Source organism: Streptomyces sp. NPDC056161, from assembly GCF_042268025.1.
Taxonomy (GTDB): domain Bacteria; phylum Actinomycetota; class Actinomycetes; order Streptomycetales; family Streptomycetaceae; genus Streptomyces.
Window position 1 is genome coordinate 58,492 of the sequence record NZ_JBHJUV010000023.1, and the last position, 20,562, is coordinate 79,053.

The 20,562-nt window shown below is 71.0% G+C and carries 17 protein-coding genes, 1 tRNA gene and 1 pseudogene; 8 read left to right on the forward strand and 11 right to left on the reverse strand.

Annotation, left to right across the window (positions count from 1 at the left end; all coding sequences use genetic code 11):
* The first annotated feature begins 48 nt into the window (after window positions 1–48).
* Entirely contained in the window at window positions 49–1,140 is a 1,092-nt protein-coding gene (locus ACFC09_RS22160) for a M23 family metallopeptidase (RefSeq protein ID WP_376530952.1), read from the forward strand.
* Here ACFC09_RS22160 and ACFC09_RS22165 read toward each other — a convergent pair whose 3' ends face one another.
* The gene (locus tag ACFC09_RS22165) at window positions 1,141–2,028 is read right to left on the reverse strand and encodes a Cof-type HAD-IIB family hydrolase (protein ID WP_376531142.1); all 888 of its coding nucleotides are present in this window, start codon (window positions 2,026–2,028) and stop codon (window positions 1,141–1,143) included.
* 325 nt (window positions 2,029–2,353) lie between these two features.
* Between ACFC09_RS22165 and ACFC09_RS22170 the strand changes: the two genes are divergently transcribed.
* Complete coding sequence (locus ACFC09_RS22170; protein WP_376530954.1) at window positions 2,354–3,265, forward strand: LLM class flavin-dependent oxidoreductase; 912 nt, start codon at window positions 2,354–2,356, stop codon at window positions 3,263–3,265.
* 61 nt (window positions 3,266–3,326) lie between these two features.
* Here the strand turns inward: ACFC09_RS22170 and ACFC09_RS22175 are convergent, their stop codons facing one another.
* The 3 genes and pseudogenes from ACFC09_RS22175 to ACFC09_RS22185 all read right to left on the reverse strand — a co-directional run.
* Window positions 3,327–3,866, reverse strand: a complete 540-nt coding sequence (locus ACFC09_RS22175; protein ID WP_376530957.1) for an RNA 2'-phosphotransferase — start codon at window positions 3,864–3,866, stop codon at window positions 3,327–3,329.
* Between the two features lie 433 nt (window positions 3,867–4,299).
* Window positions 4,300–6,057 carry an SDR family oxidoreductase gene (locus tag ACFC09_RS22180; RefSeq protein WP_376530960.1) on the reverse strand — a complete coding sequence of 586 codons (1,758 nt, stop codon included), beginning with the start codon at window positions 6,055–6,057 and terminating at the stop codon, window positions 4,300–4,302.
* 281 nt (window positions 6,058–6,338) lie between these two features.
* Window positions 6,339–7,151 (reverse strand): annotated as a pseudogene (locus tag ACFC09_RS22185) (M24 family metallopeptidase); the annotation flags it as partial.
* Window positions 7,152–7,426: 275 nt separating this feature from the next.
* Here ACFC09_RS22185 and ACFC09_RS22190 point away from each other — a divergent pair.
* The 6 genes from ACFC09_RS22190 (at window position 7,427) to ACFC09_RS22215 (ending at window position 11,628) form a co-directional block, all read left to right on the forward strand.
* The gene (locus ACFC09_RS22190; RefSeq protein ID WP_376531144.1) at window positions 7,427–8,392 is read left to right on the forward strand and encodes an ABC transporter ATP-binding protein; all 966 of its coding nucleotides are present in this window, start codon (window positions 7,427–7,429) and stop codon (window positions 8,390–8,392) included.
* Window positions 8,382–9,290 (forward strand): ABC transporter permease, encoded by a 909-nt coding sequence (locus ACFC09_RS22195; RefSeq protein WP_376530963.1) that lies wholly within the window; start codon window positions 8,382–8,384, stop codon window positions 9,288–9,290. Before ACFC09_RS22190 ends, ACFC09_RS22195 begins: the two co-directional genes overlap by 11 nt.
* Window positions 9,287–10,198: an ABC transporter ATP-binding protein gene (locus tag ACFC09_RS22200; protein WP_376530966.1), complete on the forward strand. Its 912-nt coding sequence runs from the start codon at window positions 9,287–9,289 to the stop codon at window positions 10,196–10,198. The genes ACFC09_RS22195 and ACFC09_RS22200 overlap by 4 nt, the downstream gene beginning before the upstream one ends.
* Window positions 10,199–10,208: 10 nt before the next feature.
* Window positions 10,209–10,928, forward strand: coding sequence for an ABC transporter permease (locus tag ACFC09_RS22205; protein WP_376530968.1), 720 nt, complete (start codon window positions 10,209–10,211; stop codon window positions 10,926–10,928).
* Window positions 10,929–11,029: 101 nt separating this feature from the next.
* Complete coding sequence (locus tag ACFC09_RS22210; RefSeq protein WP_376530971.1) at window positions 11,030–11,272, forward strand: hypothetical protein; 243 nt, start codon at window positions 11,030–11,032, stop codon at window positions 11,270–11,272.
* 269 nt (window positions 11,273–11,541) lie between these two features.
* A tRNA-Ser gene (locus ACFC09_RS22215) sits at window positions 11,542–11,628 on the forward strand.
* Window positions 11,629–12,019: 391 nt separating this feature from the next.
* On the opposite strand, the gene ACFC09_RS22220 is transcribed toward ACFC09_RS22215, so the two are convergent.
* From ACFC09_RS22220 to ACFC09_RS22250, 7 genes are all read right to left on the reverse strand, one after another.
* Window positions 12,020–12,832: an HAD family hydrolase gene (locus tag ACFC09_RS22220; RefSeq protein WP_376530973.1), complete on the reverse strand. Its 813-nt coding sequence runs from the start codon at window positions 12,830–12,832 to the stop codon at window positions 12,020–12,022.
* The gene (serS, locus tag ACFC09_RS22225) at window positions 12,829–14,106 is read right to left on the reverse strand and encodes a serine--tRNA ligase (RefSeq protein ID WP_376530976.1); all 1,278 of its coding nucleotides are present in this window, start codon (window positions 14,104–14,106) and stop codon (window positions 12,829–12,831) included. Before serS ends, ACFC09_RS22220 begins: the two co-directional genes overlap by 4 nt.
* A 530-nt stretch (window positions 14,107–14,636) precedes the next feature.
* Window positions 14,637–15,569, reverse strand: a complete 933-nt coding sequence (gene pheA / locus ACFC09_RS22230) for a prephenate dehydratase (protein ID WP_376530979.1) — start codon at window positions 15,567–15,569, stop codon at window positions 14,637–14,639.
* A 368-nt stretch (window positions 15,570–15,937) separates the two neighbouring features.
* Window positions 15,938–17,251 carry an iron uptake transporter deferrochelatase/peroxidase subunit gene (efeB, locus tag ACFC09_RS22235; RefSeq protein ID WP_376530981.1) on the reverse strand — a complete coding sequence of 438 codons (1,314 nt, stop codon included), beginning with the start codon at window positions 17,249–17,251 and terminating at the stop codon, window positions 15,938–15,940.
* A gap of 8 nt (window positions 17,252–17,259) precedes the next feature.
* Window positions 17,260–19,362 carry a copper resistance CopC/CopD family protein gene (locus ACFC09_RS22240; RefSeq protein WP_376530984.1) on the reverse strand — a complete coding sequence of 701 codons (2,103 nt, stop codon included), beginning with the start codon at window positions 19,360–19,362 and terminating at the stop codon, window positions 17,260–17,262.
* A 13-nt stretch (window positions 19,363–19,375) separates the two neighbouring features.
* Window positions 19,376–19,831, reverse strand: coding sequence for a copper chaperone PCu(A)C (locus ACFC09_RS22245; RefSeq protein WP_376530986.1), 456 nt, complete (start codon window positions 19,829–19,831; stop codon window positions 19,376–19,378).
* Window positions 19,828–20,481 carry an SCO family protein gene (locus tag ACFC09_RS22250; protein ID WP_376530989.1) on the reverse strand — a complete coding sequence of 218 codons (654 nt, stop codon included), beginning with the start codon at window positions 20,479–20,481 and terminating at the stop codon, window positions 19,828–19,830. The genes ACFC09_RS22245 and ACFC09_RS22250 overlap by 4 nt, the downstream gene beginning before the upstream one ends.
* Window positions 20,482–20,562 lie beyond the last annotated feature (81 nt).

A 20,562-nucleotide genomic window follows, 5' to 3' on the forward strand; every position in this document is an offset into this window, starting at 1 on the left:
ACGCGTCGCGGGTGACCGCTGCCGTCCCGGCACGCCACCATCGCCGGCATGCGCTCGTACCGCTGTCGTCCACCGGCCGTCTGGGCCCTGCTGTGGCTGTGGGCACTCGCCGTCCTCGGGGTCCCGGCCGCCCACGCGGCCGGAGACGGACCCGGCTCCGGGCCCGGCTCCGGCGAGGTGCAGGCGGTCAGCCTCCGGGTGACGCAGTTGTACCGGGAGGCTGCCGTGGCGACGCGGCAGTACGAGACGGGGCGGCGCGAGGCGGAGAAGCAGCGCACCGGGGCCCTGCGCGCCGAACGGCTGCTCGGCCGTGAGCGACGGCGGATCTCCGTACTGCACGCGGACCTCGGCCGTCTCGCCCGTGCCCAGTACCGGTCGGGCGGGGGCCTGCCGCTGACCGCGCGGCTCCTGCTCGCGACCGGCGCCGAGCAGCTGATGCGCGGTCAGCACGCCTTGTCGCGGACGAGTCTCGCGGTCAGCAACGCCGTGGACAGCAGCCGCCGGGCCGAGGCGCGACTCGCCGCGGACGAGGCGCGGGCCAGGACGGCCTGGCGCGCGCTACGACGGCGGACCACGGAACTCGCCGCATTGCGACGGGACATCGAACGGAAGCTGGTGACGGCCCGCGGCCAGTTGCAGGACCGGGCGGACTCCTCGGTGGCCGCGGGCCGGTGCCCCACCGCCGCACGGCTGGACGAGCCCCGCACACGGGTCGGCGAAGCATGGGTCGCGCCGGTGCGGACGTACCAGTTGTCCGCGGGCTTCGGCCGCGGCGGCGAACGGTGGGCGCACCGGCACACCGGGCAGGACTTCGCGGTGCCCATCGGCACGCCGGTGCGGGCGGCCGGTTCGGGCCATGTGGTGGAGGTGTCGTGCGGAGGCGCCTTCGGCATCCAGATCGTGATCCGGCACTCCGACGGCTACTGCACGCAGTACGCGCATCTGGCCGCCGTGGCCGTCGGGGAGGGGGACAGGGTGGACTTCGGGCAGTGGATCGGCCAGTCGGGCACGACCGGCAATTCGACCGGCCCGCACCTGCACTTCGAGGTACGGGTCACGGCGGAGGCGGGATCGGCGGTGGATCCGGTGCCGTGGCTGGCCCGGCGCGGTGTGCGGCTGCGCGGTGCGCCGCCGTGGTGACTACGCCGGCTCCGCCAGCATCCGCTCGATGACGGCCGCCACACCGTCGTCGTTGTTGCCGTCCGTCCGCCCCGACGCGGCTGCGATCACGTCCGGGTGGGCGTTGCCCATGGCGTACGACCGACCGGCCCAGGTCAGCATCTCGACGTCGTTGGGCATGTCCCCGAAGGCGACGACCTCCTCGGGCGAGATGCCGCGCTCGGCACAGCACAGGGCGAGCGTGCTGGCCTTGGAGACCCCCGGGCCGCTCAGTTCCAGCAGGGCGCTGGGGCTGGAGCGGGTGACCGTGGCGCGCTCGCCCACGGCGAGCCGGGCGAGCGTGAGGAAGGCGTCGGGGTCGAGGTCGGGGTGGTAGGCGAGGATCTTGAGCACCGGTTCGCGGCCGCCGGGTCCGTCGGCGGCGAGGAGCCGTTCGGCGGGCAGGAGGGCGTCGGGCACCTCGATGTGCAGATACGGGTAGGCCGGTTCCTGGTGGAAGCCGTAGGTCTGCTCGACCGCGTACACCGTGCCCGGTGCCGCGTCGCGCAGCAGTCGTACGGCGTCCAGGGCGTTCTCCCGGGCCAGTTCGCGCACCTTCACGAACCGGTGGGCGCCGGGGCCGCCGTGCAGGTCGACCACGGCGGCGCCGTTGCCGCAGATCGCCAGGCCGTGACCGTGCACATGGTCGCTGACGACGTCCATCCAGCGGGCCGGGCGGCCGGTCACGAAGAAGACCTCGATGCCCGCCTCCTCGGCGGCGGCCAGCGCGGCGACCGTACGCGGGGAGACCGACTTGTCGTCGCGGAGCAGGGTGCCGTCCAGATCGGTGGCGATCAGGCGGGGCGGAACGGCGGCAGTCGGGGTCGCGGGCTGTCGGGTCGCTGAGGTCACCGGGCCATTCTCGCGCATATGCCAGCACGGCCGTGCGATGGTTCGCACGAATGAGTCATATACGGCCCGAATCCGGCGGCGGTCGGCATCGTCGGTGCAGGTCCGGCTGCGTCGGCGTCCGTCCCTCCCGCCGTGGCCTGCCTGAACGGCGTCGGTCTTCGCCACCCCGCCGTGGCCTGCCTGAACGGCGTCGGTCTTCGCCACCCCGCCGTGGCCTGCCTGAGCGGCGTCGGTCTTGGCCACGCGGGACGGGGCGGCACGAGGTGGGACGAGGCGGGGCTGGGCGGGCTTCCCGCTGGGCGCTCTTTCCGGGCTCGTCGAGCGTCGCCGTAGGCTCTGAGCCATGAGTCTGCGCCTGAGCACAGTGATCCTCCCGTACCGCCGCTGGCACGAGGGAGGCCGTTCCGCCTGGCAGCGCGCGGAGGAACTGGGGTTCCACACGGCGTACACCTACGACCACCTCTCCTGGCGGTCGTTCCGCGACGGCCCGTGGTTCGGGGCGGTACCGACGCTGACGGCCGCCGCGGGCGTCACGGAACGGATCCGCCTGGGAACCCTCGTCACGTCGCCCAATTTCCGGCATCCGGTCACCCTCGCCAAGGAGCTGATCTCGCTGGACGACATCTCCGGCGGCCGGATCACGCTGGGTATCGGCGCCGGCGGCAACGGCTTCGACGCGACCGTTCTCGGCCAGGAGCCCTGGACGCCGAAAGAGCGCGCAGACCGTTTCGCGGAGTTCGTCCCGCTGCTGGACCGGCTGCTGACCGATGACGGGGCGGACGGTGTCTCGCACACCGGCGATTTCTACTCGGCGCATGAGGCGCGCACCGTTCCCGGCTGCGTGCAGCGCCCCCGGCTGCCCTTCGCGGTGGCGGCCACCGGCCCCCGGGGGATGCGGCTCGCCGCGCGTCACGGGCAGGCGTGGGTGACCACGGGTGACCCGAAGCTGTACGAGACCGGCACTGCCGAGCAGTCCCGGCAGGCCCTGCGCCACCAGGCCGAGAAGCTGGTCAAGGCGTGTGCGGACATCGGCCGCGACGCCGACGCCCTGGACAAGGTCCTGCTCACGGGTTTCACGCCGGACCGCGGGCGTCCCTTGCAGTCCCTCGACGCCTTCGTCGACTTCGCCGGCAGGCACCGGGAACTCGGCTTCACCGAGATCGTGATCCACTGGCCGATCCCGGACTCGGACTTCGCCGCGGACGAGAGTGTCTTCGAGCTGATCGCCATGGAGGCGATCGCACAGTTGGGCTGACGGTCCGCACACCCGTGACGGCGGCCTCGGTGGCGCGGAAGCGGTCCGGGCCACCCACCGGTCACCGTGGGCCGGTGGGCTGCTGAAACCGCAGGTAGTGCGGTGGTACGGCCTGGGTGAGCCACACTCCGTTCGCGCTGACGCGGAACACGTGACCGTCGTGGTGCATGGCGTCGGCGTCCACCGACAGCACGACGGGGCGGCCGCGGCGGGCGCCGACCCGGGTCGCGGTCGCCCGGTCGGCGGAGAGGTGCACGTCATGCCGGTTCATCGGCTGGAGGCCGGTGGCGCGGATCGCGTCCAGGTTCCGGGCGACGGTGCCGTGGTAGAGGTACGGCGGCGGGGTCGCCGGGGGCAGTCCGAGGTCGACCTCCACGGTGTGCCCCTGGTTGGCGCGGATCCGGGTCCCCTCGATGGCGAAGCGCTGCTTGTCGTTGGTGGCCACGACGTGGTCGAGTTCCCCGCGGGTGAACCGGAACCCGTGCGCGGCCGCCGCGGCGATCAGCGTGTCGATCTCGACCCAGCCGCCCCCGTCCAGCGCGAGGCCGATCCGGTCGGGTTGATGGCGCAGGTGCTTCGAGAGGTACTTCGACACTTTCACGGTGCGCCTCTCGGCGGTCCCGTCCCCGCTCTCCCTCTCGTTTCTCCCTCTTCGAGTGTTCACTCCACCAGGATGCCGGGGGAGACGTGGATCACGCAGGTTGTTTTCACCTGGAGGTTTGGTCCACAGCCAAGTGCGGTTATCCACAGAGGAATTGGAGAATCTGTGGACAACTCCTGGGCAGTTCAGGGCAGTTCGTCAAGCCCGTTGACAACGCCGTAACTTGCCGTCATTCGATCCAAGTACCGCTCCACAGGCCGCTGTTCGGTGGCGAGCGCTGCGAATGTCGTGATCTGTCTGGTGTCTGCCTGGTGTCCGTCTGGCCTCCGTCTGGTGTCTGCCTGATGGCAACGAGCCGCTCCATGGCATGGATCGTATCGGTCTATATCCGATCAAATCCAGGCACCCGAGCGGGCGTTGGGCCGCGCCGTCCTCACAGTCGTGGCTCCACCCGGGCGATCCGGCGCAACACCCCAGGCAGGAAACGGGACATGAGGTGCGCGCCGCGGGCCTCCGCCGTGACCGGGACCACCGCCTCGTCGCGCACCACCGACCGCAGAACCGCCTCCGCCACCTTCTCCGGCGGATAGTTGCGCAGCCCGTACAGCCGCGCGGTGCGCCGCTGCCGACGGCGCTGTTCCTCGTCGTCGACGCCCGTGAACCGCGCGGTGGAGGTGATGTTGGTGTTGACGAAACCGGGGCAGATCGCCGTCACCCCGATGTCCTGGCTGGCGAGTTCGGCGCGCAGGCACTCGCTGAGCATCAGGACCGCGGCCTTGGAGGTGCTGTAGGCCGGCAGCACCCTGGAGGGCTGATAGGCCGCCGCCGAGGCGATGTTGACGATGTGGCCGCCCTGGCCACGCTCGGCCATCCGCCCGCCGAACAGGCGGCAGCCATGGATGACACCCCAGAGATTGACGTCCAGGACAGCACGCCAGTCATCGGACGTCGTGGCGAAGAAGGATCCGGAAAGGCCGATTCCGGCGTTGTTGACCAGCACGTCCACCACGCCGTACTCGGCGGTGACCTTGGCGGCGAGCTTCTCCATGGCCTGCTCGTCACAGACGTCGACGGTCTCCGCCCAGGCGGCGGGGGCGCCGAGCACACGGGACAGTTCCGCCGTGCGGGCGGCGGCCTCCGCGTCCCGGTCGACCGACACCACGCGCGCGCCGCACTCCGCGAACGCGAACGCCGTCGCCCGCCCGATGCCGCTGCCCGCGCCGGTGACCAGCACCAGTTGGCCGCCGAAGCGGTCCGCGTACTTGCCGGTGGGCGCCTGAGGCTCCGTGCGTCCGCCCTCGATCCGGTCGGCGAACTCGCCGATCCAGGCGGCCAGTTGGTCCGGGCGGGTGCGCGGGATCCAGTGCTTGGCCGGAAGCGTGCGACGGATCGACTGCGGTGCCCACCGCTCCAGTTCGTCGTAGAGCTTCTCGGACAGGAACGCGTCCCCCAGCGGCGTGATGAGCTGCACGGGCGCGTGCGCGTACGCGTCCGGGCGCGGTCTGCGCAGCCGGGAGCGCACGTTGTCCCGGTACAGCCAGGCGCCGTGCGCGGCGTCCCGCGGCAGGGACGGGGTCGGGTAGTCGCCGCCGGGGACCCGTTCGACCCGCTCCAGGATCTTCGGCCAGCGCCTGCCGAGCGGGCCGCGCCAGGCCAGTTCGGGCAGGACGGGGGTGTGCAGCAGGTACACGTACCAGGACTTGGCGCCCTGGCCGAGGAGTTGACCCAACCGGCGGGGCGTGGGCCGCTTCACGCGCGCGTTGATCCAGTGCCCGAAGTGGTCGAGGGACGGACCGGACATCGAGGTGAACGACGCGATGCGGCCCTCGGTGCGGTCGACCGTGACGAACTCCCAGGACTGCACCGATCCCCAGTCGTGCCCCACCAGGTGCACCGGCCGGTCCGGGCTGACCGCGTCCACGACGGCCAGGAAGTCGTCCGTGAGCTTGGCCAGCGTGAACCCGCCGCGCAACGGCTCGGGGGCCGTCGAGCGGCCGTGGCCGCGCACGTCGTACAGCACCACGTGGAAGCGGTCGGCGAGCCGGCCGGCGACCTCCGACCAGACCTCCTTGCTGTCCGGATAGCCGTGCACGAGCACCACCGTCGGCTGCTCCGGGTCACCCAGCTCCGCCACGCACAGCTCGACCCCGCCGGTGCGCACCCGGCGTTCCCGCGCGTCCTTCAGCGTCATCACGTGTCCTCCGCCCAGCGTCGTGCACCCGCACGCTCGTACCCGCTCCCGGGGTCGTACCCGCTCCCGGGGTCGTACCCGCTCCGGGTGCCGCATCCGTTTCCGGGCTCGGGTCCGCTCCTGGTCCCGGCCCTGGTCCCGGTCCCGGCCTCGGCCCCGATCTCGGCCCCGGCCCCGATCTCGCCGCCGACCCTGATCCTGCTCCCGGCTCTGCTCCCGCCGTCGACGCCGTACTCGCTCCCGTGGACGTAGTCGCACTCCCGCGCGCGGGGGGACCACCACGGCGGCTCGTCCTCCAACCAGAATGCGCTCCGCTCGGGGTCCCGGGAGTCGGTGACCACCAGGATCTCCTCGAACTTCGCGCCCGTACCCCGGAAGCCGAGGTGCGGTTCGACCGCCCACAGGCCGGGCTGCGGCGGGTGGTCGGAGAACCGGTGGGGGGACCACAGCGGCGACCAGCCCTCGCGGTGACCGCGCAGCGCGTCGGACGCCAGCCCCTTCAGGGACTGGGCGCCGAATCCGAAGAGCCGCGGCGACCAGCGGCGCTGCCGCACCCGGTCCACCTTGTGGGCGATCACTCCGAAGGGGTACGCGCGGTGCCGGTTGGCGTACCCCTGGCGGACCATGAGGCGGTCCACGTCCGCGTATATCTCCCGCAGCGGGCGCCGCTCGCGCACCTCGCGCAGGATCAGTTCGCGGTGCGCCAGGAGGTCGGTCAGCAGCCGGTCCTGTACGGGGTTGACGCCGAGCGAGCCCGAGTAGCCGATGTCGGCCGTGAACCCCTCGTACACCGGTGCCAGATCCAGGATGAACGGCATCCCGGGTTCCAGACGGCGGTCGGTCGGGAAGAACTGCGGCGGCACGCGGAAGTTCACGAACGCCGTGCGGTCCCCGAACCACGCGAAGGGCAGATGGAACCAGTCCCGCACCCCGCGCTCGCGCAGCCACTCGCGCTGCATGCGGGCCGCCTCGCGCTCGGTGGTGCCCGGCGCCAGGTGCGCCGCGACCGCCTCCGCGCACGCGTAGGCCAGGCGTTGGACCCGCCTGAATCCGCGCAGGTCCCTGTGGAGTTCGTCCGCCACTGCCGTCGTCATGCCGACACCGCCCCGCCTTCCCCGGTCCGCCGCCCGTGCGTGCGCACGGGGTGGCCCGGCCGTCGGTTGCGCTACTCGCCCGTAACTTGACACTGGTGAATGTGACAGTTGTTAGAGGCCGCGTCAATAGGCGAGATCGTCGGCTGTGGACAACTCCGGGTAGCTCTCAGGCAGGGCGTCCCCTACGGGTCCGTACGACTGGAGAGTGACGCGAAGACGGCTCTCCGGTCTGACGACCGCCATGGCCACGGGTCACTACCGTCGAAGGCGTGACTGTGATCGCGACCGAAAGCCTGAGCAAGCGGTTCCCCCGGGTGACCGCTCTTGACCGGCTCTCCGTGGACGTGGGACCCGGTGTGACGGGCCTCGTGGGCGCCAACGGGGCCGGCAAATCAACATTGATCAAGATCCTGCTGGGTCTCTCTCCCGCCACCGAGGGCCGCGCCGAGGTGCTCGGACTCGATGTCGCCACCAAGGGTGCCGACATCCGCGAGCGGGTCGGGTACATGCCGGAGCACGACTGCCTGCCGCCCGACGTCTCGGCCACCGAGTTCGTCGTCCACATGGCCCGGATGTCCGGACTCCCGCCGGCCTCCGCCCGCGAGCGCACCGCGGACACCCTGCGCCACGTCGGTCTGTACGAGGAGCGCTACCGTCCCATCGGCGGCTACTCGACCGGCATGAAGCAGCGCGTGAAGCTCGCCCAGGCGCTGGTCCACGACCCCCAGCTGGTCTTCCTCGACGAGCCGACCAACGGCCTCGACCCGGTCGGCCGCGACGAGATGCTCGGCCTGATCCGCCGCATCCACACCGACTTCGGCATCTCGGTCCTGGTCACCTCCCACCTGCTGGGCGAACTGGAGCGCACCTGCGACCACGTCGTGGTGGTCGACGGCGGCAAGCTCCTGCGCTCCAGCTCCACCCGGGACTTCACACAGACCACCACCACCCTGGCGATCGAGGTCACCGACAGCGACACCCACCCGAGCGGCACCCACGCGGTGCGTGACGCGCTCCACGCACGCGGGGTGGACGTCCACGACGAAGGCAGCGGCCTGCCCGGCGCCGGACACATCCTGCTGCTGACCGCCGCGGGCGAGGAGACGTACGACCTGGTCCGCGATGTCGTCGCCGACCTCGGTCTCGGCCTGGTCCGCATGGAGCAGCGCAGGCACCACATCTCGGAGGTGTTCCGGGACAGCGACGAGCAGCGGAAGGAGGCGGTCGGCCATGGCAGCTGAACACCCGGTAGCCGCGCCCTCGGGAGACCAGACCCGCATCCACAACATCGGCTACCGCACCTACGACGGCCCCCGCCTGGGCCGCTCGTACGCCCGCCGCTCCCTCTACTCGCAGTCCCTGCGCGGCGCCTACGGCCTCGGCCGTTCGGTGAAGTCCAAGGCGCTGCCGATGCTGCTGTTCATCGTGATGTGCGTGCCCGCGGCCATCATGGTCGCGGTCGCCGTCGTCACCAAGGCGAAGGAACTGCCGCTGGACTACACGCGCTACGCGATCGTCATGCAGGCGGTCATCAGCCTGTACGTCGCCTCGCAGGCGCCCCAGTCCGTCTCGCGGGACCTGCGCTTCAAGACGGTGCCGCTGTACTTCTCGCGGCCCATCGAGACCGCCGACTACGTCCGCGCCAAGTACGCGGCCCTGGCCTCGGCGCTGTTCATCCTCACCGCGGCCCCGCTGGCCGTGCTCTACGTGGGCGCGCTGCTGGCGAAGCTCGGGTTCGCGCACCAGACCAAGGAATTCGCACAGGGGCTGGTCTCCGTGGCACTGCTCTCGCTGCTGTTCGCCGGCATCGGACTGGTCATCGCCGCCGTCACCCCGCGCCGCGGCTTCGGCATCGCCGCCGTGATCGCCGTACTGACCATCTCCTACGGCGCGGTCTCCACGCTCCAGGCCATCGCGGACGCGCAGGGCAGCACCGGCGCGATCGCCTGGATCGGCCTGTTCTCACCGATCACGATCGTCGACGGTGTGCAGTCCGCCTTCCTGGGGGCCACCTCCGCCTACCCCGGAGGGGCCGGTCCGTCCACCGGCGCGGGCGTGGTCCATCTGCTCGTCGCGCTGGGCCTGATCGCCGCCAGCTACGGCCTCCTGCTGCGCCGCTACCAGAAGGTGGGACTGTGACCACGCTCTCCATCGACCACGTCTCCCGCTGGTTCGGCAACGTGGTCGCCGTCAACGACGTCACCATGACGATCGGCCCCGGCGTCACCGGCCTGCTCGGCCCCAACGGCGCCGGAAAATCCACCCTGATCAACATGATGGGCGGCTTCCTCGCCCCCTCCACCGGCTCGGTCACCCTCGACGGACAGCCGGTGTGGCGCAACGAGGACATCTACCGGCACATCGGCATCGTCCCCGAGCGCGAGGCGATGTACGACTTCCTCACCGGGCGCGAATTCGTCGTCGCCAACGCCGAGTTGCACGGCCTGGGGGACAAGGCGGCCCAGCACGCCCTGGCCACGGTCGAGATGGAGTACGCGCAGGACCGGAAGATCTCCACGTACTCCAAGGGCATGCGCCAGCGCGTGAAGATGGCCTCCGCGCTGGTCCACGAACCCTCGCTGCTGCTGCTCGACGAGCCGTTCAACGGCATGGATCCGCGCCAGCGCATGCAGCTCATGGAGTTGCTGCGGCGCATGGGCGACGAGGGGCGCACGGTGCTGTTCTCCTCGCACATCCTCGAAGAGGTCGAGCAACTCGCCTGGCACATCGAGGTCATCGTCGCCGGGCGGCACGCGGCCAGCGGCGACTTCCGCAGGATCCGCCGCCTGATGACCGATCGCCCGCACCGCTACCTGGTGCGCTCCAGCGACGACCGGGCTCTCGCGGCGGCGCTGATCGCCGACCCGTCGACGTCCGGCATCGAGGTCGACCTCATCGAGGGCGCGCTGCGCATCCAGGCCGTCGACTTCGGCCGCTTCACCACGCTGCTGCCGAAGGTCGCCCGCGACCACGGCATCCGGCTGCTCACGGTCTCGCCGTCCGACGAGTCCCTTGAGTCCGTCTTCTCGTATCTGGTCGCGGCGTAGGAGGCCGAAGATGTACGACCCCACAGTCGCCCGGCTCACCTACCGGGCTCTGCTCGGCCGCCGTCGGGCCCTCATCCTCGGCGCCCTGCCCCTGCTGCTGATCGTGATCGCGGTGGTGGTGCGGGCCCTCGCCGGAGCCGACGACCAGACGGCCGCGGACGTGCTGGGCGGCTTCGCACTCGCCGCGATGGTGCCGATCGTCGCTGTCATCGCGGGCACCGGCGCGATCGGTCCGGAGATCGACGACGGCTCCGTGGTGTATCTGCTGTCCAAGCCGATCAAGCGGCCGACGATCATCTTCACCAAGCTGATCGTGGCGGTCGCGGTGACGATGGTGTTCTCCGCGGTACCGACCCTGATCGCGGGCCTGATCCTGAACGGCAACGGGCAGCAGGTCGCCGTCGCCTACACGGTCGCCTCGCTGGTCGCCTCGATCGCGTACGCGGCGGTCTTCCTCCTGCTGGGCACGGTCTCCCGGCACGCGGTGGTCTTCGGGCTGGTCTACGCACTCGTCTGGGAGGCGCTGTTCGGCTCCCTGGTGCCCGGTGTGCGCACGCTGAGCGTGCAGCAGTGGTCACTGGCCGTCGCCCACAAGGTCGCCGGCGGCGATCTGATCACCTCGGACGTGGGACTGGTCACGGCGACGGTGCTGCTGGTCGTGGTCACCGTCCTGGCCACCTGGTACGCGGGGCAGAAGCTGCGGTCGCTGACCCTGGCCGGAGAGGAGTAGACCGCTTCCGAGGTGAAGCCCCGGTCTTGACGGGGGCTTCACCTCGGGCCGGGCACACTGGGACAAATGGGGGATGCAATGCACCGCTAGGAGGCACGGGGATGGCTGACGAGGCGCCACAGTACGACGATGGCGGGCGATCCGAGGACGAGGCGTGGGACGGCGTCGTCCTGGACGACGACTTCATACGGGGCGCCGACAGATCCGAGCCGTCCGCCCGAGCCCGTATGCTCGCCGCACGCTGGCGTTCCAGTGAGCCCGAGCCCCAGCCATGGCGGTCGGACGAGCCACCGGCGGGCTGGTTCTTCAGCAAGGCGCGTCGGCGCAGGTGGCGCCGACGGTAGGCGTCCGCCGGTTAATTCAGTGGCGTCGGTTCGCCCGGCCCGGCACAGTTGTCCGTGCCCACCCCGCCGGGACAGCCCCGGCGCCACGTTCTGGGAGAGGAGCCGGGCGATGTCCATGCACGACAGTACGTCTGGTTCCCGTCAGGGCAGCCTGTGGCGGGCTGCGGTGTGACTACCCACTCCGCCGCCTGAAGCCCGCTCCGCACGGGGAGCTGCCCGGGGCGGCCGCTTCGAGCACGCGATGTCGCTCTCGCGTGGGCCGCCCACCCGGAGGATTGGCCGAGTGGTAAGGCACCGGCTTGCTAAGCCGTGGTCGGGCTGGAAAGCCCGCGCACGTTCGATCCGTGCATCCTCCGCGAGACGTTGTCACTGTCACTGTCACTGTCACTTTGCCGGGCTTCTTGACCGGGGGTTGGTCCGAAGGGGCTCGGTGCTTGGGCGGGCCGCGGGCCTGGAGACACCGGTTCTGCGGGCCCGGAGACACCGGTCCGGCCTCTCAGGCCCCGACGTCAGTTGCGCCAGGCCGACCGCACCACCATCGCCGCACCACCGCCGCACCACCGTCAACCGCACGGCGAAAGCTTTCGTGCGCCTGACCGCTGACCGCTGACCGTTGACCGCTGACCGCTGACCGCTGGGCGGCGGGAGCGGCTTCCGGCGGCCGGCCCACGGGGTCGCCGGGCGGGCGGGGCGGCCCATCCGCCGGCGGCGCAGCTCGCAGGGGGCGGCTTTCCGGCGGGCGGTCGGTCAGTTGTCCCCGTTCAGCAGGCGCTCCAGGACTACCGCGATGCCGTCCTCGTCGTTGGAGGACGTCACCTCGTGCGCCACCGCCTTGAGTTCCTCGTGGGCGTTGGCCATGGCCACCCCGTGAGTGGCCCAGCCGAACATCGGGATGTCGTTGGGCATGTCGCCGAAGGCGATCGTGTCGGCCGGTTTCAGTCCGAGGCGGCGGGCCGCCACGGAGAGTCCCGTGGCCTTGGTCAGCCCCAGCGGAAGCAGTTCGACGACGCCCTCGCCGGCCATGGCGACCGTGACGAACCCGCCCGCCGCGCGCCGCGCGGCCTCGGCCAGTTCGTCGTCCGACAACTCCGGATGCTGTATGTAGATCTTGGTCAGCGGGGCGGCCCACAGATCGGCCACGTCCGTGAACGGCGTCGACGGAAGCGACCCGGTGACCGCGTACCCGGGGCCCACCAGCACCTCGCCGTCCAGGCCGGACCGGCTCGCCGCGAGGAACAGCGGGCCGACCTCGACCTCGATCTTGGCCAGGGCCACTCCCGCCAGCTGACGGTCCAGGGTCACGGCCGTCAGCAGGCGGTGCTCCCCGGCGTCGTACACCTGCGCACCCTGACCGCACACCGCGAGGCCCTGGTAGCCGAGGTCGTCGAGAATGTGCCGGGTCCAAGGGACGGCGCGGCCGGTGACGACGATGTGGGCCGCGCCCGCCGCGGCGGCCGTGGCGAGCGCGTCACGGGTGCGCCGGGAGACCGACCCGTCGGAGCGCAGCAGCGTGCCGTCGAGGTCGGTGGCGACGAGGCCGTACGGGAATCCGGTGGTCACTTGGCCACTGGCTCCAGGACCTCCCGGCCGCCCAGGTACGGGCGCAGCACCTCGGGCACGCGCACGGAGCCGTCGGCCTGCTGGTGGTTCTCCAGGATCGCCACGATGGTGCGCGGTACGGCGCACAGCGTGCCGTTGAGCGTCGCCAGCGGGCGGACCTTCTTGCCGTCACGGACCCGGATCTGCAGCCGGCGGGACTGGAACTCGGTGCAGTCCGAGGTGGACGTCAGCTCGCGGTACTTGCCCTGGGTCGGGATCCACGCCTCGCAGTCGAACTTGCGGGAGGCCGAGGAACCCAGGTCGCCCGAGGCCACGTCGATGACGCGGAACGGCAGTTCGAGCGAGGTCAGCCACTGCTTCTCCCACTCCAGCAGCCGCCGGTGCTCCTCCTGCGACTCCTCCGGGGCGACGTAGGAGAACATCTCGACCTTGTCGAACTGGTGCACCCGGAAGATGCCCCGGGTGTCCTTGCCGTGCGAACCGGCCTCGCGGCGGAAGCAGGGCGAGAAGCCCGCGTAGCGCAGCGGCAGCTTGTCGGCGTCCAGGATCTCGTCCATGTGGTACGCCGCCAGCGCCACCTCGGAGGTGCCGACCAGGTACAGGTCGTCCTTGTCGAGGTGGTAGACGTCCTGGGCCGCCTGGCCGAGGAAGCCGGTGCCGGCCATGGACTGCGGGCGGACCAGTGCCGGGGTCAGCATCGGGGTGAATCCGGCCGCCGTGGCCTGGGCCATCGCGGCGTTCACCAGGGCCAGCTCCAGGAGGGCGCCGATGCCGGTGAGGAAGTAGAAGCGCGAACCCGAGACCTTGGCGCCCCGCTCGACGTCGATCGCGCCGAGGAGCTGGCCCAGCTCCAGGTGGTCCTTGGGGGTGAAGCCCTCCGCGTCGAAGTCGCGGATCGTGCCGTGCGTCTCCCGCGTGACGAAGTCCTCCTCGCCGCCGACGGGCACGTCGGGGTGGACGAGGTTGCCGAGCCGGAGGAGCAGGTCCTGGGTCTCGGTGTCGGCCGCGTCACGGTCCGCGTCGGCGGCCTTGACCTCTGCCTTGAGCTGCTCGGCGCGTGTCAGCAGGTCGGCCTTCTCGTCGCCGGAAGCCTTCGGGATGAGCTTGCCGAGCTGTTTCTGCTCGGCCCGCAGCTCGTCGAAGCGGACGCCGGACGACCTGCGCCGCTCGTCGGCGGACAGGAGGGAGTCGACGAGCGCGACATCCTCTCCACGGGCGCGCTGGGAGGCACGCACACGGTCGGGGTCCTCACGGAGCAGGCGAAGGTCAATCACGGGCCCAAGGCTACCGGTGTGGCGGTGCCGCCAACGAATCGTTATTCGATCACTTTCCGAAATGGCGACTTACGTTCAGTTGTGCGGCAATTGCCCAGTGTGTCAATTGAAGCCACCTCACTCCCTGGGACGGGGCATGCGCGGAGCGTCGGGTTGACTTGAATTCCTTGGGGAGAAAGGGACTTGGGGGCAGGGTTGTCCACAGGGGTCGGCGCCTCCGGGAGAGTTATCCACAGGCTGTGTGGAAGTTCTGTGGATTACGGAATTGATCACTCCGGAAGTCCGGGTAGGGCTGAAGAATTCCCGGTTCAAACCGGGGTGACACCCACTTTCGGGTGGAAAGGGGTCGCCCCAAAAGATGAACCATGAGAAACGGGTGGACGACGGCCGACCGGCGTGACAATGACCCCCTCCGACCCCTCGAACCGATTTGTCGACCGACCGACTCTCCCTTGTCGACTTGTCCCCAGGTCGAGATGGGCGCCTGTGGATAACTCCTGTGGACAACGAAGATATGCAGGTAGGACTGGCTAGAAACGACCGTCCTGGCACTGTGCCAGCCAGTCCGCCGCCGCCACGAACTCCGCGTCCGAGGTGCCGTGCGCTGTGGGCCGCACCCCGTCCGGCCCGGTGTCCGCCCGTGGGTACGAGCCGAGGAACCGCACTTGCAGGCAGATCCGTTTCAGCCCCATCAGGGCCTCGGCCATACGGCGGTCGGCGATGTGCCCCTCGGCGTCGACGCAGAAGCAGTAGTGGCCGATACCGGCCCCGGTCGGCCGGGACTGGAGCAGCATGAGGTTGATGCCCCGGGTGGCGAACTCGCCGAGCAGGTCGCGCAGTCCGCCCGGATGGTCGTCGCGCTGCCACAGCACCACCGAGGTCTTGTCCGCCCCGGTGGGTGCGGCGGGCCGGGCGGGTCTGCCGACCAGCACGAACCGGGTCTGAGCGTTCTCCGTGTCATGGATCCCGGTCTCCAGGGCGACGAGCCCGTAGCGGGCGGCGGCGAACTCACCCGCGAAGGCGGCGTCGTACCGGCCCTCCTGGACCAGGCGGGCGCCGTCCGCGTTCGAGGCGGCGGACTCCCAGCGGGCGTCCGGGAGACTGGCCCGGAGCCAGTTGCGGACCTGCGGCTGGGCCGCCGGGTGGGCGGTGACCGTCTTGACGTCGGACAGCCGGGTGCCGGGCCGCACCAGCAGCGCGAAGGTGATCGACAACAGCACCTCGCGGTAGATCATCAGCGGAGCGCCCGCGACCAGTTCGTCCAGGGTGGTGGTGATGCCGCCCTCGACCGAGTTCTCGATGGGCACGAACGCGGCCTCGGCGTCCCCGGCGCGCACCGCGTCCAGCGCGGACTGCACGGACACGTACGGGATCAGTTCCCGGGTGGCCGCCTCAGGAAGCGTGCGCAGGGCGACCTCGGTGAAGGTCCCCTCGGGACCGAGATACGCGTAGCTCGCTGGCATGACTTCACCCTAGTGGCCGCGGCCGAACCCGGCTCACGCGTATCGCCGGGCCCCGACGGCGACAACCGGGCAGGGCGCCGCGACCGCAGCCGGGTCGCGTCCCACAGGGGCTTCACCGGAGACGGACCGCGTGCCATCCGGTCCGACCGGACACGGACCGCGCTTCACCGGGCGCGGGCCGGACACGGATCGAGTCTCGCCGGCTCCCGACCGCAGCCGAGTCGTGTCCCACCAGGCCCCGGCCGGACACGGACCGCGGGCCACCCGCCCCGCCGCCACCGGTCCGCGTTCCACCAGGCCCAGGCCGGACACGGCCTCCCGCTTCTCACCAGGTTCCGGCCGCCACCGGTCCGCGGCTCGCGGGGGCCTCACCCTTCCAGCAGTCGCTGCCCCACGTACTCGCCCTCCGCCGCCCCGCCCGGGACCGCGAACAGGCCGCTGGCCTCGTGGCGGATGAACTTCGACAGCGCGTCGCCCCGGTCCAGCTTGCGCTGCACCGGCACGAAGCCGCGCAGCGGATCCGCCTGCCAGCAGACGAACAGCAGCCCCGCGTCCGGCGTCCCGTCCGGGTCGAAGCCGTCGTGGTACGAGAACGGGCGCCGGAGCATGGCCGCGCCCCCGTTCTGATCGGGCCGGGTGATCCGGGCGTGCGCATTGATGGGGACGACGTAATTGCCCTGGGCGTCGGCCTTCTCCAGGTTCATCGCGGTCGTCTCGGTGCCTCCGCTGAGCGGTGCCCCATTGGATTTCCGGCGCCCTATGACGCCCTCCTGGGCGGAGACCGACAGCTTCTCCCACTCGTCGAGGAGCATGCGGATCCGGCGTACGACGGCGTACGAGCCGTTCGCCATCCAGGCGGGTTCGCCCGACCCGGGTACGAAGATCTGCTGGTCGAAGTCCGCGTCCGTGGTTTTCGGGTTGCCGGTGCCGTCGATCTGGCCCATCAGATTGCGGGCCGTCATGGGACGGGACGTGGCGCCCGGGGTGCGGTTGAAGCCGTTCATCTGCCAGCGCACCCGGGCGGCGGTGCCGGCGTCCTTCTGGACCGCGCGCAGGGCGTGGAAGGCGACCAGGGCGTCGTCCGCGCCGATCTGCACCCACAGGTCGCCGTCGCTGCGTGCTTTGTCGAGCTGGTCGGAGGAGAAGTCGGGCAGCGGGTCGAGGGCGGTCGGCCGCTGCTTCTCCAGCCCGGTGCGGGTGAAGAAGGAGCGCCCGAAGCCGAAGGTGACCGTCAGCGAGGACGGTCCGGCGTCCCGGGCGACATCGGTGTCGTCGTGCCCGGTCGGCTCGCCCGCCATCAGCCGCCCGGCAGTCGCCGACCAGCGGCGCAGCAGAGCCGCCGCCTCGGTACGGCCCGCGCCCGCCGCCAGGTCGAAGGCGATGAGGTGACCGCGGGCCTGGAGACCCTCCGTGATGCCGGGCTGATGTTTCCCGTGAAACATCGCCTGGTCGGCGCCCACCGAGGTCAGCGGCGTGGCCTGGGCGGGCGCGGTCGTGTAGCCCACGGCGCCGCCCGCCGCGCCGAGCGCCAGACCGGTGGCACCGGCGGTACCGAGCAGCGTCCGCCGTGATATGCCCGCCCTCGGGCGGTGCTGCTCGGTTGCGGGCTGCTCGGTTGCGGACTGCTTGGTCGCGGGCTCCTCGGGGGCGGGCTTTCCGGAGGGCGTGGACTGCTCTGGCATGGTGCGGTTCAGCCGATCTGCGCGTTCTTGGAGACGGTCGTCTGGTCGATGTCGGAGGTGCGCACGGTCACGGCGACCTTCCAGTCGCCGGCCATGGGGATCTGCACTCCGCTCGCGGACCAGTGCCCGGTGGTGATGTGGTCGGGCGTCACGGGGAGCGGGCCGATGTTCTTCGCTTCGAGAGTGAAGGCGATCTTCACCTCGGGGATGTCGAAGGCCCGGCCGTTGGGCCGCTGCACATAGACGTGCAGTTCGTTGCCGCCCACGCGCGCGGGGTCGAGGTCGATCCGTACCACGCCCTTGCCGTCCTGGCCGCCGGTGTCGAACGGCATGTCCAGGGCCACCACGCCGGACGACGCCGACGCCGAGGAGGACGGGGACGACGTCTGGGCGGCCTGCGCCTCCAGCTCGGTGCGTCCGGGCTCGGTCTGGGTCAGCACGGTGGTGACGGCGAGCAGGACGACGGCGACGCCTGCCTCCGCGAGCACCGAGCGGCGCAGCCCGAAACGGTTCGGGTCGGCGTCCCGCAGCCGCTTCTGCCGGGCGGTGTGCACGGCGGCCTGCTGCCGGGCCAGTTGGGCGGCGCGCGCGGTGTCGGTGCCGGTGGGTGCGGTCTCGCCGGAGGCGGCCCGCTCGGACGGCGCGGCCCCACGGGCCGTGGCCGACACGGCGACCTGCTCCTTCTCGGCCGACGCCCCTTCCGCCGCCGGTACCTGGGCCGACGCCCCTTCCGGTGTCCGCAGCTCGGCCGGGGTCTTCTCGGCCGTCCCCTCCTCGGACAGTTCCACGTCGGCCGTCGCCGTCCCGGATCCCGCCGTCCCGGATCCCGTCGTCCCGGATCCCGTCGTCCCGGATCCCGTCGTCCCGGTCCGCGCGGTGGACGCGTTCGCGAGCCGGGCCGTCCACCGCCGGGAGGCCGACGCGATGCCGACCATCAGCGCCACCAGGCAGATCTTGACGAGCAGCAGTTGTCCGTAGCGGGTGTCGGTGAACGCCGACCAGGAGCCGAGCTGCCGCCAGGACTGGTAGATGCCGGTGGCGACCAGGGTGAGTACGGATCCGAAGGCGATGGCCGAGAAGCGGCGTACGGCGGTGGCGCCGACCGGTGTCCCGGCGGGCGCCCGGTACAGCGCGACGAGGAGGGCGACGAGACCGCCCAGCCAGGTGGCGACGGCCAGTAGGTGCAGCACGTCGACCGGCATGGCGACCCCCGGCTGGAGACCGGTCGAGGCGTGCTCGGCCATGGCCCAGCTCGCCGCGAGCCCGGCGGCGACCACGGTCCCGCCGACCGCGAGCCCGAAGGTCAGGTCGCGCTTCTCCTCGTCCTTCCGCTTGTCGTAGGCGCCGAAGAGCACGGCGATGAACAGTGCGGCGGCGGCGAGCAGCAGCAACCGGGAGACCAGCGCGGCCCCCGACTTGGTCTGTAGCACCTGACCGAGCAGGTCCAGGTCGAAGATCTCGCCGAAGGTCCCGGAACCGGTGTAGGAGCCGCGCAGGAGCAGCAGCCAGAGCGTGGCGGCGGTCAGGGCGAGCCAGCCGCCGACGACGAGGCGTTGTACGGCCCGCACCCCGGACCCGCGCTGCCAGCACGCGAGGACGAAGACGGCCCCGCCCACCAGCACGACGTAGCCGGCGTACGACACATAGCGGCCGAACTCGTAGAGCCAGCCGACGACTCCGCCGCCCACCGTCTCACCGGAGACCGAGACCGTGGTCTTGGAGGGGGCGCCGACGGAGAAGGTGTAGGCACCGGCGACGGGATGGCTGTCGGCGGAGACGACCTGGTAGGCCACGGTGTACGTGCCCTCCCCCAGGCCGCTCACGAGCCGCACCGCGTACGTCGCGCCGCTGACGTGGGCCGGCTCGCCGCTGTCGACCCGCTTGCCCTTGGGGTCCAGCACCCGCACCGAGCCGTTGTTCATCGCGACCTGCTCGGAGAAGGTGAGCGACACCTTGTCCGGAGCCTTGTCGACCACCACCCCCTGAGCGGGGTCGCTGCCGAGCAGCGCTGCGTGCGCGGAGGCCGGGCCGGCGCCGGCCAGCAGCGCGCCGCTGACGGCCAGGAGCAGCAGTACCAGGATCCGCAGGCGGGAGGTGGTGGTCCGCGTCAAGGTGGTTCCCTCCTCAGTGATCGGTCGACGGGTTGTACGTGGCCGACTTCACGGGCATCTCAACGGTGAGGGGACCGGAGTCGGCGAACTTCAGCCGGAGCGTGATCGTGTCGCCCTGCTTCGGCTGGTTCTTCAGGTTCTCGAACATCAGGTGGTTGCCGCCGCTCGCGAAGACGAGCCGGCCGTGCGCGGGTATGGCGAAGGAGGCGACTTCCTGCATGGTTCCGCCGCTGGTGGAGTGCAGGGTTATCCGGCCCGCCTGGTCACTGGTGACCGAGGTCAACTCGTCCTTCGTACCGCCCTTGTTCACGATCTTCAGGAACCCGGCCGCCATGTCGGCCGCCGACACCGGCTGGGGCATATAGACGGAACTGACCGAAAGATCCGGCTTTGAGGCGTCGGAGCCGCCGCAGCCCGCGAGGGCCAGCGTGCCCGCCAGTGCGGCGGCGGGCAGGGCCAGGCGCCTCACGGATTCTCTCCCTTGACGATCTTGGGGAGGTCCTTGGTGTAGTCGTCGACGGTGGCGTCCTCGCCGTAGAGGAGGTAGCCGGCGTCGGTCTTCGGTGAGAAGGCGACGACCTGGGTGCCGTGCACGGAGACGAGCTTGCCGTTCTTGTCCTTCGTCGTCGGTTCGATGGAGATGCCGAGGGAGCGGGCGGCGGCCTGGATGGTGGCGAAGTCACCGGTCAGACCGATGAACTGCGGGTCGATGCCGTTGAGCCACTTGCCCAGCTCGGCGGGTGTGTCACGGCCGGGGTCGGTGGTGACGAACACCACCCGCAGCTCGTCCTGTTCCGCCTTCGGCAGCGCCTTCTTGGCGACCGCGAGGTTGTTCATGGTCAGCGGACAGACGTCGGGGCAGTGCGTGTAGCCGAAGTAGACGAGCGTGGGGTGGCCCTTGGTCTCCGTACGCAGGTCGTACTTCTTGCCCTGGGTGTCGGTGAGGACCAGGCCCGGCTTCTCGAACGGCTGATCGAGGACGGTGGGGACCTTGGTCGAGCCGGACTCCTCCGAGACCACGGCCACGGGCGACTTGCTGTCGTCCCCGCTGCCGCAGGCGGAGAGGGTCAAAGTGGCGGCGGCGAGCAGCGCGGCCGCGGCGAACGTTGTCTTGCGCATAGAAAAATGTCCCAGATGTGGATGATCCGGTGCGCACCGGGGTCGGTGCGGGAGCCGCCCGGCCCCGGTGCACACCGCTGG

What these genes read in the sequence shown, in the direction of transcription:
- ACFC09_RS22160 (WP_376530952.1), top strand. Translation starts at nt 49, where the DNA reads ATGCGCTCGTACCGCTGTCGTCCACCGGCCGTCTGGGCCCTGCTGTGG.
- ACFC09_RS22165 (WP_376531142.1), bottom strand. Translation starts at nt 2,028, where the DNA reads ATGCGCGAGAATGGCCCGGTGACCTCAGCGACCCGACAGCCCGCGACC.
- ACFC09_RS22170 (WP_376530954.1), top strand. Translation starts at nt 2,354, where the DNA reads ATGAGTCTGCGCCTGAGCACAGTGATCCTCCCGTACCGCCGCTGGCAC.
- ACFC09_RS22180 (WP_376530960.1), bottom strand. Translation starts at nt 6,057, where the DNA reads ATGACGCTGAAGGACGCGCGGGAACGCCGGGTGCGCACCGGCGGGGTC.
- ACFC09_RS22195 (WP_376530963.1), top strand. Translation starts at nt 8,382, where the DNA reads ATGGCAGCTGAACACCCGGTAGCCGCGCCCTCGGGAGACCAGACCCGC.
- ACFC09_RS22205 (WP_376530968.1), top strand. Translation starts at nt 10,209, where the DNA reads ATGTACGACCCCACAGTCGCCCGGCTCACCTACCGGGCTCTGCTCGGC.
- ACFC09_RS22210 (WP_376530971.1), top strand. Translation starts at nt 11,030, where the DNA reads ATGGCTGACGAGGCGCCACAGTACGACGATGGCGGGCGATCCGAGGAC.
- pheA (WP_376530979.1), bottom strand. Translation starts at nt 15,569, where the DNA reads ATGCCAGCGAGCTACGCGTATCTCGGTCCCGAGGGGACCTTCACCGAG.
- efeB (WP_376530981.1), bottom strand. Translation starts at nt 17,251, where the DNA reads ATGCCAGAGCAGTCCACGCCCTCCGGAAAGCCCGCCCCCGAGGAGCCC.
- ACFC09_RS22250 (WP_376530989.1), bottom strand. Translation starts at nt 20,481, where the DNA reads ATGCGCAAGACAACGTTCGCCGCGGCCGCGCTGCTCGCCGCCGCCACT.